The organism is Bradyrhizobium sp. MI1.10, assembly GCF_055811035.1.
This window is the reverse complement of record NZ_JBVVPN010000048.1, coordinates 17,241-31,240: the sequence shown is the minus strand read 5'-3', so window position 1 is coordinate 31,240 and position 14,000 is coordinate 17,241. Positions and strand designations below refer to the sequence as shown.

Here is a 14,000-nt window from a genome sequence, read left to right as displayed (position 1 = left end):
CTGGTCCCATCTCGTCCTTCCCCCCTTTTACTGCATATCGGTGCGCTCGATGAGAACTTCGGCTAGGCCACAGACAACAAGCCTGTCACCGAAACCGCCCCGAGGCTTCAGTAGCTTGAGAGTCACTCCTGCTGCACGAGCGGAAATGGTGAGAGTTTGGCGGCAATTGCCGAAAATATGCCGGAAACGTCAGGCGCTTACGGCTTGGTCGATAGTGCCCTGATGGCCGATTCGCGGCCATGAAACTGCACGCGGCTGCCGTGAGATTTTCTCCGGAAGCGGCCATTTCAAAATCGAGAGGAAACTCGCCATGTCACCAGCGCCCATTGCGCACGCCTCAAATGCCAAATCGCGCATTGGCGCCATATTACGTGCCACGAGCGGCAACTTCCTCGAGCAGTTCGACTTCTTCTTGTTCGGGTTCTACGCCAGTGCGATCGGAAACGCGTTCTTTCCATCAGGAAGCGAAACCGCTTCACTGCTTAACACCTTCGGTGTGTTCTGGTTGGGTGCCTTGATGCGACCTGTTGGTGCGATCGTGCTTGGAGCCTATATTGACCAGATTGGCCGTCGGCAAGGCCTGATCATCACGCTTTCGATCATGGCCATTGGCACCATCATCATCGCCTTTTGTCCGGGCTATGCGACGATCGGCATTGCCGCACCTGCGATCGTGCTGTTCGGACGGCTGTTGCAGGGCTTTTCTGCCGGCGTTGAGGTTGGTGGTGTTTCCGTTTACCTCTCCGAGATTGCCACGCCGGGCAACCGCGGCTTTTACACATCTTTCCAGTCCTCGAGCCAGCAGGTTGCGATCTTTGTCGCGGCTCTTATCGGATATTTTTTGAGCGAAGCACTTCCGGCCGAAATGGTTGCCGCTTGGGGCTGGCGGATCCCCTTCTTCCTTGGCTGCTTGATCGTACCGCTTATCTTCTTCCTGCGCCGGACGCTGGAGGAAACTCCGGAGTTTCTGGTCATGAAGAACCACCCAACGGCCCGCGAGGTCTTTGCCTCCACACTTGCGAACTGGCGCATCGTCATTCTCGGCATGATGATCGCGATGCTGACGACCACGACATTCTATTTCGTGACGGTGTACACGCCTACGTTCGGCAGGCACGTATTGCAGTTGTCCTCGCAGAACACGCTCTTGGTGACGCTTTTGGTCGCGGTGACGAACTTCATCTGGAACCCAATTGGCGGCGCGATTTCCGACAGAATCGGCCGGAAACCGGTCCTGCTGACCATTGCCGGCCTTGCCTTGGTGACTGCATATCCAGCGTTGTCTTGGCTTGTAACGGACCCAAGCTTTGGCAAGATGCTGATCGTTGAGATGATGTTCTCGTTTTACTTTGGCACCTATAGCGGCGCCATGTTGGGCGCTCTGGTCGAAATCGTGCCGAAGCACATTCGCACAACTTGCTTTTCTTTGGCGTTCGCACTCGCCGCGGCTCTGTTTGGCACGTTTACGCCGCTTGCATCGACCTGGCTGATCGACCGGACAGATGACAAGGCGTCGCCCGGTTTCTGGTTGATGTTTGCGGCTTTGCTCGGCATTATCGCCGCGCTCACGATTTATCCAGGAAACACCAAGAGAGTTGCGAAAGCCGTTGCGACCCGAGCGGCCTAACCCGGCGGTAAGCGCGCAATTTACCACGCGTTAGCACGCGCGCCCGCGGGACGTTGGGGGCCCAAGGCTGAACTGAAGTTGGTGCGCGACTATCCCTGCGGTGATTTTCACGATGGTGCGCGGCCGTTCTGCCGATCACCGTTCTTCCTATGTGATCTGGGCAGTATAGGGACGAGCTGGCGGTGATGTTGACCGGGAAAGGCTGAGCTTATCAGCCAACCTCGATTCCGTCCTGTGGTCGGACGGTGCGCTGCCCGCACTTGCAGTCGCGTGAAACACGGCGGATTTCGCGCGAGGACTGGGATCCCTCGTGCGAGCTCCACGCCCTGATATTCTGTGCGGCCGCCACAAAACTCGAACGCGCACATCGTCGGGCTGCGTGAATTCCCCAGCGGACTGGTCGTCTCGCAGGTAGCGACAAACGTTAGCGTAGCGGGCCGTCTTGTATCCTGGTCCGATACCGACCTCTCGGCGCTCGGATACGCAGGTTGAAGGCTCACCTTCTTGTCGCATCTGGCGGGGAGTGGTCGAGAAGTTTGGTCGTGCCTGTACAACGAGCGATGGGCCAATGCGTAACCAGACCCAGGCTGTTGCTCGCTGCGCTCGAGCAACCGTGACTTCACGCACCGCGAGCTTGCGCAGATGAGGCGAGCTGTGCGAGCTCCGTTTCGAGCATAGGGTTGCGCTTGAACATAGCGTCGATCAATGCTTGCGCCGGCTGCTCGGCCGCCTCCACCCACGTGGCTTTCTCCGCTCGCGCGGAGGGCGCGAAAACACGTTTGACGACGGTCGGCGAACCCCTCAGACCGCAATTGGTCATGTCATCCACGCCGGCGCTTTGGGCGCTCCATTTTACGATTGCGGTACGGGCGGCACGCAAAGCATCTGTCATTGCGCCGCGACGAATTTGATTTGTTGCCTCTAACATGCTGACGAGACACGGCAGCTTGGAACGCAACACCTGGACGCCTCCTTCGCAGCGTCGTTCGGCCTCGATGGTGCGTAGCTTGAAGTCTAACGCTTTGATTGTGGAAACATAAGTAAGCTGCTGGACTCCGAGCCGCCTTGCAATGCCAGGTCCCACCTGCGCCGTATCGCCGTCGATCGTCTGCTTGCCAGTGAATATGACGTCCGGTGGGCCATATTCCCTCTCGATGTTGCGAATCGCGCAGGCCAACGCGTAACTCGTCGCCAGCGTATCGGAGCCCGCGAAGCTACGGTCGGTGAGCAGGACAGCGCGATCGGCACCAAATGTTAGTGCCTTTCGGAGAGATTCTTCGGCCGACGGTGGCCCCATTGTCAGGACGGTGATTTCGCCGCCGAATTTATCTCTTAGCTCGAGCGCAGCTTCCAGTGCAAAGAGATCATATGGGTTTATGATTGTAGGCACACCCTGGCGCATAATCGTATTCGTAACGGGGTGCACGCGGATTTGCGCGGAGTCGGGGACCTGTTTGATGCAGACGATGCTGTGCATGTACTTCTCCTAAATGCCGAGCCGACTGCCGATGCAGCAAATGTCATACCACCCCGGGCATTCCAGCAACTAGAAAGCAATGCGATGAATGACGCCTGACGTCGAGCTGGTTGTCGCAACTGCGACAGTTTGCGCACGGGCGTCATCTCAAGCTGATCTGAGTCACGGGCAGCAACGGAACCGCAGTGATCACGCGCCGGTTCGACGCCAATCTATTTTCAGGACGAGCACGCCGCGAACAGAAGATGACGAGGCTGGCCGATGCGAAGACGCCCTACGCTTCGCCGGCGAGGGAATCCCAACCGAAGGCATGAGGCTAGTATCCTCGTCATGCATCCGAGCTGGCGACCGCCCCTTTCCACGCTTTCCTATCTCAGTCGGCCGAGCGAGAGAGAGGAGCGAGCCCGACGCTTTGTTCAGAAGCGTTTGATCTCGATGCCGTGTCTTCGCAAGGCATAGCCAATCTGGCGCGGGGTCAGTCCAAGCAGGCGCGCCGCCTTCGCCTGTACCCATCCGGATCTTTCCATGGCTGCGATCACGCGCTCGCGATCGGTGACTTTCGCGGCCCCCACCACGGGGCGCCCAGGCGGCCCTAGCGGTGTCAGCTCGCTGCTCACCGGCTGAACGGGTGTCGCGGCTTCCGTTGCCGGCGTGCTCAGCCTCGCGCGCGGTGCGATTGTCGGGCTCGGCTGTCGCGCCATTTCCGCCGGTCCACACTTCCATAGCAAGGCCGACAGGCATTGCCCATGGCAGCACGCAAAGTCATCTCTTACGATCGACGATCCTCGCGCTAGCGTCGCGGTCCGCTGCACGCAGTTTTCGAGCTCACGGACGTTGCCGGGAAATCCGCAATTCATGAGGACCTCAATCGCACTTGAATCGAATACCAGGGCACGGCCGTTCTCATTGTTGAAGTTCTTCAAAAAACGAGCGGCGAGAAGCGGAATATCAGTGCGTCTTTCGCGCAGCGGCGGCAATAGCAGAGGAACCACGCTGATGCGGTAATAGAGATCGGCACGAAACTCGTTCCTGGCCACCGCCTCTTCAAGATTCTTGTTCGTGGCCGCAATCACGCGGACGTCGACTTTGATCGTCTGATTGCCGCCCACCCGCTCGAATTCCTGCTCCTGAAGCACGCGCAGGAGCTTCGCCTGGAACGAGCCCGAGATCTCTCCAATCTCATCCAGAAACAACGTTCCCTTGTCGGCGATCTCGAAGCGCCCCTTGCGCGCGTTGAATGCGCCCGTAAACGCCCCCTTCTCGTGTCCGAACAATTCGGATTCCAGCACCGTCTCTGTGAGGGCTGCGCAATTCAGCTTGATAAAGGGGCGTTTGGCGCGCGCTGAACACTCGTGAATAGCCTTCGCGACCAGCTCTTTGCCGGTACCCGATTCGCCACGCAACAAAACCGTGCTATTCGATTTTGAGATCACCTCGATCTTGTCTAGTAGCGCGCGCAGCGCCGGGCTGTCGCCGATAATTCCCTCGACTTGGACCTTCTTACGGTCCCGCCCTTGAGGCTTGAGCTCGGAGAGTTGCTTCTGCAGCCGGAACTCCTCGTCCATAAGGCGCCCGCGATCGCGCACAAACGAGCAATGCAGCTTGGTCGTCTGGCCCAGCAGGCTGGCGACCATCGTCAGAAGGCCGAGGTCGTCCTCGAGCTGCGCACGCGTCCCATTGTCCGCGATGCGGTCGATGCTCAGCGTACCCACAACTTTGCCGTCAACGTCTATGGGAACGCCGATGAACGCAACACGCGTATGACCGCCGGCATTTAGTATATCGACCTCCGAAGAACTGAAGGCCGAATGCAGCGCTACATTCTCCACGATGAGCGGCTGCCCCGAGGCGACGATTTGATCGATTGCTCCTTGCGGCAAGCGCACCCGGCAGCGCGCATCGCGGTCTTCGCTCCTGCCGTCCTCTACGATGATCTCCGGCCCGCCGTCATGCTCGAACAGACATACGATGCCGCGCCGCATCCGCACGAGCGATCCCAGGCGCTCGATGACGCTCGCCAGCTTAGCCTCGAGCCGACATAGGCCAGTGAGCGTGTGCGCAATTTCAACAATCGTGCTTAGCGATTTCTCTTGCGACCGCACAATACAAGCGGAAGCGTCCGCGTCGGAGGTTGAGTTTGGCTTGTCGCGCAGGGAAATGCTGTCTAGCATGCCGACTTCTCCGTTCCTTTCTCGATCCTCCCCATCGGGCTTGTTGGATTCGTGTTGCATGCCGATCTGACATCTAGTTCTCAGGGCGGGACGAGAGATTACCCCTCTTCATGGCACGTCGGCAGCACTTAGAGTGACTAGGTTGCCGCTTTTTTCTTTCCAACTCGCTGCGCGGATTCACCCCAACCAACATGACTTCCAGCGATGAAGCTCAGAACAGCCGGGGCTCCTTAGGGGCGGATTGTACTATAAGTGTTGCCCGCCATTGATCGGCACTTCGGCGCCGGTGACATAACTTGCCGCATCGGAACATAGGAAGAAAATGACCTTGGCGACCTCTTCGGGTGTACCCACTCGGCGGAGTGGGATCTTTGGCACAAGATGCGCTTCCGTGTCAGGCGACAAAATGTCCGTCTTGATTTCGCCGGGCGCGATCGCATTGACGCGAATGCCATGTGCGGCGTAATCGTGCGCCATTTCGCGCGTGAGACAAGCGAGCGCAGCTTTCGAAGTCGCATATGCCGAGCCTGCAAATGGATGCACCCGCGAGCCGGCGATCGAGGTCACGTTGACGATCGAGCCTGACGCCCTTTTTAATTCGTCGAACAGGCCTTGAGCGAGTAGGATCGGTGCGACCAGATTGAGGTGGAACACGCTCATCCAGGTGTCGACTGAGGTCGCCAGCGATGTCAGCCTGGTACCGTTTGCAGCTTTTGGTGAGTTTCCGGCATTGTTTACCAGTCCGTGCAACGGTGCGCCAGCTAGGCGCTCCTTGATCTCGGCAATCACGCGCGGCAGCATCCGATGATCGCCCAGGTCGACTTCGATAAAGCTGTCGCCCTCTGAGTCTGATGGACGACGCGCCGCGTCCAATGGTTGGCGCGCGCAAGAAATGATGCGCCAACCGGCTTTCGAAAACAATTTTCCGGTGGCGCGACCGATACCGCGCGATGCCCCGGTCAATACCAGCGTCTTTCGCTCACGCAGCGGGCGGCCCGCTCGATCGGCGTGAGTTGGACCGCTAGGGTCCGTTTCCGACGATTGAGGTACGACCGCTTTGTCATGTGGTAGATCTAGATTCACGCGCGGCTCCCTTCCGCTCCCATCGGCTGTGCACCTGGTGCAGGATCCGGGCCAAAGCGACGGAGGGCATAAGGGGCGCACTTTTGCGACAAATGGCAGGTTCTGAACATCTGGCCTGTTTGCTTTTCGACAACAGCAACGCCGCGTCAAGCGCCCGGGCGCGTTGACCGCATCGCACTCGAGGCGTGGTCTGTGGCTCATTCGAGTTGGCGGAGATAGTTTAGCTGCCTTGTGCGGAGATCAGGATCGATGGCCAGTTCGTTCAAATTCCTCGGTTGGACGCGCCGCCGCAGATGCGGCTCTGGTTCGACATCGATGGGCTGGGCCTCGTGCCGTTGATCAGCTGTGGTCGAAAGTATTTCGCAACCAGCGCATGAACAAGGCCGTCGTCCAGAAGACGAGCTGACCGCGAAAGGATTAACGCAGAAACGGCGATACGTCTACGCTGACGCGCGTCCTTGCTGCTGGGACATTCTGACGTGACCGTCTGCTACGTCAGATTTCCTCAGCGGCCCGGACCACCATCGCCATCCGATTCACCGCCCGGCCAGCGATGGCGGTTAGGGCCCGGTGATGACAGGACGATCATCTTTTCCGCGCCAGTCGACTTACACGTGGCTGGCCGACGCACTGCGGGACAAGGCCCCGAGGCTCGCCGGCATTGGCCGACGCTTCGCCAGACGTTCGCCGTACCAGCCGCATTGCATCCCGGATAGTGCGCGGGTCAGCGCGCTCGCCTGCGGACAGAACTCGCCATCCACCGCTTCTGCGACACGTTGCGAAACCCGATGCTGTGGAAGCCAGCAGTATCAGGCCGACGATCTAGGCGACGATTGCTCAGGTTCAGATTCGCGGCACCTCATGAAGCCGCGAAATGCTCGTATGGATTATCGACCAGGGTCAACTGCTCCGGATTGCTCAGATCGAATTCAATAATGCGTGGCACGAGCAGACGGGCATAGCGCGTAAAGGCGCTGGTGGGGGGAAAGCGGATCACGGTGGCGCATCGCGCAAGAAGATACATGTCGATGAGCGCGGACGCTCCACCTTCAATTCCCATTTCCGCACTATGCAACGGCCCTGCCAGATCGGCCTGGAACCGTTTTGGTACGGCGAAGATATCGGGAAACAGACCCGATATGTGATCGAGCACCTGTGCGCTATCCGTGCACAGGAAGATCTTAACAGGCTTTGGATATGGCAAAGCCATGGCTTTACGGATTGCCATGCAGACCTGACGAAGAGCGAGCTCCGAATCGGCCCAGTACGGAGCATGCCCCATGATATCTTCGCCATTGCCGTGCCGAACATGAACGCCGATGATACTATGGCCGCTAAAGTGTTGCTCATACAAGTCCTCGATCCGCGCTCGAATCTCAGACCTGAGTTTGATGTTTCGGAAGATCAGTCGTTCGGCTTCCTCACCACAACGCCACATCAGGCAAGCGTCACAGACAATGGTGTTGGCCTCGTTATCGTCTCCTGCTTGGAACAGCTCAGTCAGTTCGTCACGTTCTCGGAAGATCTGCTCGTCCGGACGATTGATACAGTCGATCGATGGCCTATTCCACCACGGCGGGAAGAACGGGCCGGGAAACGAGAGCTGGTTGAGCCTGTCATCGCAAATCACCGGCACGCCAGCGATCTCCTCAACCGGCTCGAAGAACACCGGAAAGGCGTTGCTGAACGGTTGGTCGACATAACAGGAACCGCGCCAGTCAATAACGAGCGTTCGCCCGGTCCGCTGCGCATACGACCAGGCTGATGCCAACGACCAGAGGCAATCACCAAAGCCGGTGCGCCTCCGAGAAACAACAAAGCGTTCCTTCGTCACGTTATCAAACCCTTCTCGTTGCGCGAGTGTGGCGCACCAACTCATCTGCGATGCCGATCCACGCCGGGCGCTGGTCACCTGGACGCAAGTCACCCAACCCGCAAACTCATTCTGCACGGCACTGCGATTGGCAGGTCATGCTAGAGGTGTCACATTACGCACCTTTTACGACGGCCCAGTCTGTGACGGATGCAGCCGAATACGACGCTGATCCCACAGCCCGCGCAGTTCGTTCAGGAGAGCTTCGCGCCTGGTCCTGTCAGAGGTGACCCTGGCGAGAAGATCGGCCAGAACAGCTTCCTTCTCGATTTGCATCAGCATGTCGAATAGGTCATGCGAGACGCGTACGCTGTCATGGCTGGAGTGACCCATGCGGATCTCGCAGATTGTCTCCTGGCGGTCTCGGCCCGCATGAGCGCGAACCCGGTAAAGAGATACATGGGGCGGCAGTGATACAGCGAGCGCGGTCCAATTTTCGAGCGTTGTTGCCCGCTTTTTGATGAGGAATGACCCGACCACAAGGCCATCCAGCTCGGTCGACAAAAACGCCGTAATCGCATCGGCAACGGAATCTACGATCGGTTCGGCATTATTGTTGAACGACGTATTAAGCAGAATCGGGACACCCGTTCGAGCTTTGAACGCATTGATAAGTTCCCAATAGTCGGCATTGCTCGTGCGGGACACCGTTTGCAGCCGAGCCGTACCATCGATATGCGTGATCGCGCCCAGCAATGCACGCATGGATTCGCGCACGCGCACGACGAAATTCATGAAGGGATATTCTGCGCGACCATCTGGCAACTCAAAGAACGCGCCCGCATCCTCCTCGAGAACCGATGGCGCAAACGGTCGATAACTCTCGCGCTTCTTGACCATCGCATTGATCCGGTCCTTGTTTGCCGCGGGCCTCGGGTCCGCAAGAATGCTGCGGTTGCCGAGCGCACGAGGTCCGAACTCGGACCGGCCCTGTACCCACCCGATCACGGCGCCATCAGCGATCCACTCGGCTGCTCTGGCTGCGACATCAGCGGTCCGTTCAATCTCGAGGTGTCCGGCCCATCCCTTCAGTTCCTGTTCAATGCTGTCGTCGCTGCCGACATCGGGCCCCCAATAAACCGCCTGTAGTCGCTCGCGGGGCGGAGCCTGCCCGGCCTCGTTCGATACCATCAGCGCCGCACCCAATGCGCATCCGGCATCATGCGAGGCCGGCTGGACAAAAATGTCTTCGAACAGGCCTGAGTACAGCAGTTTTCCGTTTAGCGTGCAGTTGTGGGCCACCCCGCCAGCCAGGCACAACCGTTTCATTCCGGTCTGCTCACGATAATGCCGAAGAATGTGAAAGACGATCCGCTCCAGCGCCTCCTGCAACGAAGCGCTCACATCTCGGTGCTGTTGCGTGAACGGCATTCCCTTTCGCCGGACCGCGATATTGCGCAGCAATGCCGGGCCGATACGGTCAAGGTGAACGCGGTAGGCACCGTTGGGGGAGAGCTCATAAAATTGGGAAAAAAGCTCGCGATAGCGAGCGGGATCTCCATAAGGAGCCAATCCCATGACCTTATATTCGTCGAACAGGCCGTAGCCGAGGTATCGGATCGTTTCCAGATAGAACAGTCCGAGAGAGTTGGTCTCTGGAAACGTCATGAGCTCGGTCATTTCGGTGCCCGACCCCACCGCCAACAGACCCGAGAGGAAGTCGCCACAGCCGTCGATCGCGAGAACCAGACTCTCTTCAAAGCCGGACATTGCCAAAGCGCTTACGGCATGGGCCTGATGATGGCCTACGAATGACACCCGCGAAGGGTCAACTTGGGTACCGAACTCTGCCGCGAGAAGGTGCCGCAACAGGAGATTCGCATCCAGCGGAATTGAGATCTCAGGCTGTGAGATGAACAACCGTTCGAGCATCGAATTGCAGTAGGCTTCAGTCGCGTAGAACGCAATACGATCGACGTCGCGAAGCTCCACGCCTGCGGCTGCTAGACAGTATTCTATCGCACTACTCGGAAGCTTGTTTGAATGTTTGATTCGGTTGAGACGCTCCTCTTCGACGGCAGCGATCACGCGACCATCCTTGACGAGCACCGCGGCGCCGTCGTGCAGAAACGTGTTCGGTAGTTGCAGGGGGTTTTCATAGACCCTGTCAAGCCCGCCACTCAATCCTAGACACAGCATGTTGTTCTCCGTTCATTCTGAGAGGTCTGTTGACCTATTTCGTATCGCTCGCTTGGCGAGTAGGCCGCACGTCGCCGCGGGGCCGCAGTCATCGCCAACGAAACGAGGCTCATATAAGCGTCGGCCGCGACTCGAACATTCGTTACGTCCGGTATCTGATCTCGCACGCGCGACGCCTCGCTTTAGGTCTTATTCCTCTTACCGCATCAGGCGTTGCCGAAGCAGCGCGGCCGAGACGATGAAGGGCAACGCTGCGCAGATGCAAAGTGCGCCCACATGCAAACCGACGCTGTCGACCGGCCGACCGAGCATTGCTGGACGAATGAGATCGACCGAATGTGTCAGGGGCAACAAGGCCGCTATGCGTTGAAATGAACCCGGTAACTGGCTGATTGGGAAGATCGCGCCACTCAGATACATCATGGGGGTGAGGATAAGTGATTGGTAGAAGATGAAATAGTCGTGGCTCGGTGCAAGAGCTGAAACGACCATTGCGAGGCTCGCGAAAGCAACGCCAGTGAGGGCGATGGCTGGTAACGCATAGGGAATGGACGACCACTCTGCATACCCCAGCGCGACGGCAACAATCGTGATCGCCGTCCCGGCGAGCAAGGCCTTGCTCGCTGCCCACGCCACTTCACCTAGAACAATGTCGCCGAGCGTAAGAGGCGTACAGAGCACCGCCTCCCACGTGCAACCTGTCTGCATGCGAGCGTAAGCCCCATAGATGGTTTCAAAGGTTGAGGAGACCATTGCGCTTGTGGCGACCATCCCAGCTGCCAGAAACGAGATGTATGAAGTCCCCTCAACGCCACCTACGATCATTCCAAGGCCAAAACCAAGACCGAACAGAGAGCTCATCGGCTCGGCCAGATTCCCAAGAATCGATGCCAGAGCGACTTTCCGCCAGACCAGAAAGTTGCGGCGCCATACCGCGATCCAGTTCCATGGATTAGCAGGAAGCGCGGGCGCAAAACGTTGCCACATCGTTCAGTCCTTCATCTCTCGCCCGGTTAGCCGCAAGAAGACATCCTCCAGATTTGGAGGACGCTGCAGAAGGCGGAGATCCGTACGGCTGGCAAGTCGGCGACGCACCTGCTCGGGATCCGTGACATAGCAGAACAGTGTCTCCCCGCTCACCTCGGCGTGCTGCACTGTGGTTCTGACCAGCGGCAGCAGCTCATGGGGATTACCACCGTAGATCTCGATCACCTGGCAGCCGATCTGCTGCTCGATCAGGACATGAGGCTGCCCTTCCGCGATTTTGCGGCCGTGCTCAAGCACGCACAGGCGATCGCACAATCGCTCCGCCTCTTCCATGAAATGGGTGGTCAGAAGGATCGTTTTGCCGCGCGCTAATAGCCAGCGCAAGCGTTCCCAGATGAGATGCCGGCCGTGCGGATCGAGGCCAGTCGTCGGCTCGTCAAGCACCAAGAGCTGCGGGTCGTTAATGAGGGCACGTGCCAGCGTCAGTCGCCGCTTCATGCCGCCGGACAGTTCGGCGACGCGCGCGTCCGCCTTGTTCTCCAGGCGGGCGAATTCGAGCAGTGACGGAGTCACCGTTTTGACCTCGGTCGCGCTCATGCCGAAGTAGCGACCGAAAACGAGCAAGTTTTCGCGCACGGTGAGCTGAAGATCGAGGTTATCGAACTGTGGGACAACCCCGATGCCCCGACGCGCCAAGGGCGCACGTGCCGGCACCGGCTCGCCAAGCACGTGGATCTTACCTGCGTCGGGCGATGCAACACCCAGGATCAATCGCGCAAGCGTGCTTTTACCCGCGCCGTTTGGTCCCAGCAGACCGAAGCACTCTCCGGGCGAGACCGTAAACGAAAGAGCGTCCACGACGGTCCGGTCCTTGTAGGACTTGCTCACCTCGAAAAGGTCGATTGCCGGGGTTGACATTTGCTTACGCGATCGCGACGGACGTTGTTCGCACCGCGTCCTTTGTTGCGTGCTTTTTCGTCCAAAGCAGGCCGTCACACCACACGTGATCGACGCGTCCCCACTGGCAGGCGGCGGCAGCATCCGGGAAAAAGCCGCGTCCATGCAAATTGGCGCTGGTATTGCAAAGCAGCGGAATGGCTGTGAGCTTCTCGTACGCGATGAGAAGCTCGACCACTTTATGCTGAGATGTTCTGGAAACCGTCTGTAGGCGAGCAGATCCATCGAGATGCACGACGGCGGGAATTTTGTCCCGCCATTCCGGTCGCGTCTGGTGATCGAACAGCATGTACGGATCGGGTACTCCAGGGCTAAAAATCTCCGCCGCACGATCCTCCAGGCATATCGGCGCTACCGGCCTGAAATGCTCTCGAAGCTTGACGTCGTTGAGATGGTCTTTCATTCCCTCCCAGCTCGCAGCCGCGAGAATGCTTCTGCCACCCAACGCACGTGGTCCGAGCTCGGCACGCCCGGCAAGGAAGATCACGGGCTGGTCACTCGCGAGGATTGCCGCAAGTTCGCCCATAGTGCAGGGCGCGCCGTCCCATCCGGGCGGGACTTCGCTGGGACGAACGGCCGGTCCACTGTAGACCGTCCATTCCAGAGCTCTAAAGCCTTGCTGTGCCGCCAGTGCAGAGCAAGCAGCACCGATCGCTGAGCCGCTGTCGTTCGGAAAGGGCGGCACCCACACGTCGTCGAACAGACCGGTCGCACGAAATGCACTATTCCACTTGATATTCAGGCCACAGCCGCCGGTTATGCAGAGGTTACGCACCCCCGCAAGATCCGAATGTCGCTGCACAACATCAGCAATTGTGCGAACCAGCAGACGCTCTAGAAAGACGTGAAATGACGCCAGGACGTCTTCGGCCTGCTTGGCCTTCAACCGCAGTGCGCACGCATCGAAGAAGTCGTGCAGAGCTTCAAGTGGCGATTTTGGGCTGTTGATCTGTGCAAGCTTATGGCAAGTGCCATCAGCATCCGTGGCAAAGTGCGCCTGATAAAGCTCCTGAAACGTCGCAATAATCTCCTCGTCGGGAGCTCCGAGAGCGATATAGGCCATCAGCTTGCCGGCGATGCCGAGATCCCAGCTGGTCCGGTCTGCCCGCCTGTAAGGTCCAAAGTGATGTCCTGCCGTCGCATAGGCGTGGCCTATCATCGGAAACAGGCACTCGATGAACCGGATGCCGTGCGGCTCGACATAGTAGAGGCGCGGAAACATGCAGCCGTCCCACACCAAGCAGAAAGCAGATTGTGCGGATTTGGCAAACGAGCTGGTGCAGTATGCGGATGCTACGTGCCCGGTGACATGCGGATAGCTTTGATAGGGATATAGTTTCCCATCAAGCATAAGGCCGATGCGATCGCGGGACGCGAGGGGGCTATCGCCTTGGCGTTCGACATACGGCGCGCCCTTGAGCTTAACGGTCGTCGTCCCACTAAGGACTTCAAACTGGGATTCGAACTCTCCATCCCAGCCATCAATGACGAACTGATCGACATCGCTCGGATCTAGCCCGTGCTCCGCCAAGGCGCTAACAACGGAATCCAGGTTGTCGATGGTTTGATAACGCGGATTATTGTTCAGCTTCTCCTGCTCGACGCAGAACACCACTTGCCCGTCCTCAATCAGAGCGACGGCCCCGTCATGCGTCAACTTGATACCGCAGATACGCATAGTGGCTC

General features: G+C 58.6%; 9 protein-coding genes. 1 reads left to right on the top strand and 8 read right to left on the bottom strand.

The window, feature by feature from the left end; translation table 11 throughout:
* Positions 1-310: 310 nt before the first annotated feature.
* Complete coding sequence (gene tcuC / locus AC0L3K_RS33795) at positions 311-1,627, top strand: tricarballylate/proton symporter TcuC (RefSeq protein ID WP_473297721.1); 1,317 nt, start codon at positions 311-313, stop codon at positions 1,625-1,627.
* Between the two features lie 619 nt (positions 1,628-2,246).
* On the opposite strand, the gene AC0L3K_RS33790 is transcribed toward tcuC, so the two are convergent.
* The 8 genes from AC0L3K_RS33790 to nodU all read right to left on the bottom strand — a co-directional run bounded on the left by AC0L3K_RS33790 (position 2,247) and on the right by nodU (position 13,992).
* On the bottom strand, positions 2,247-3,104 hold the full coding sequence (locus tag AC0L3K_RS33790) for an electron transfer flavoprotein subunit beta/FixA family protein (RefSeq protein WP_204513574.1): 858 nt from the start codon (positions 3,102-3,104) through the stop codon (positions 2,247-2,249).
* Between the two features lie 416 nt (positions 3,105-3,520).
* Positions 3,521-5,275 carry a nif-specific transcriptional activator NifA gene (gene nifA / locus AC0L3K_RS33785; RefSeq protein ID WP_473367632.1) on the bottom strand — a complete coding sequence of 585 codons (1,755 nt, stop codon included), beginning with the start codon at positions 5,273-5,275 and terminating at the stop codon, positions 3,521-3,523.
* Positions 5,276-5,521: 246 nt separating this feature from the next.
* The gene (locus AC0L3K_RS33780) at positions 5,522-6,358 is read right to left on the bottom strand and encodes an SDR family NAD(P)-dependent oxidoreductase (RefSeq protein ID WP_473367631.1); all 837 of its coding nucleotides are present in this window, start codon (positions 6,356-6,358) and stop codon (positions 5,522-5,524) included.
* Positions 6,359-7,217: 859 nt separating this feature from the next.
* Complete coding sequence (locus AC0L3K_RS33775; RefSeq protein ID WP_473297725.1) at positions 7,218-8,237, bottom strand: nodulation protein NodZ; 1,020 nt, start codon at positions 8,235-8,237, stop codon at positions 7,218-7,220.
* A 120-nt stretch (positions 8,238-8,357) separates the two neighbouring features.
* Entirely contained in the window at positions 8,358-10,370 is a 2,013-nt protein-coding gene (locus AC0L3K_RS33770; protein WP_473367630.1) for a carbamoyltransferase family protein, read from the bottom strand.
* A 198-nt stretch (positions 10,371-10,568) separates the two neighbouring features.
* Entirely contained in the window at positions 10,569-11,357 is a 789-nt protein-coding gene (locus AC0L3K_RS33765) for an ABC transporter permease (RefSeq protein ID WP_204513569.1), read from the bottom strand.
* Positions 11,358-11,360: 3 nt separating this feature from the next.
* The gene (gene nodI, locus AC0L3K_RS33760) at positions 11,361-12,275 is read right to left on the bottom strand and encodes a nodulation factor ABC transporter ATP-binding protein NodI (RefSeq protein WP_259219162.1); all 915 of its coding nucleotides are present in this window, start codon (positions 12,273-12,275) and stop codon (positions 11,361-11,363) included.
* 4 nt (positions 12,276-12,279) lie between these two features.
* Positions 12,280-13,992 carry a nodulation protein NodU gene (gene nodU / locus AC0L3K_RS33755; protein ID WP_259219161.1) on the bottom strand — a complete coding sequence of 571 codons (1,713 nt, stop codon included), beginning with the start codon at positions 13,990-13,992 and terminating at the stop codon, positions 12,280-12,282.
* Between the last annotated feature and the right edge of the window lie 8 nt (positions 13,993-14,000).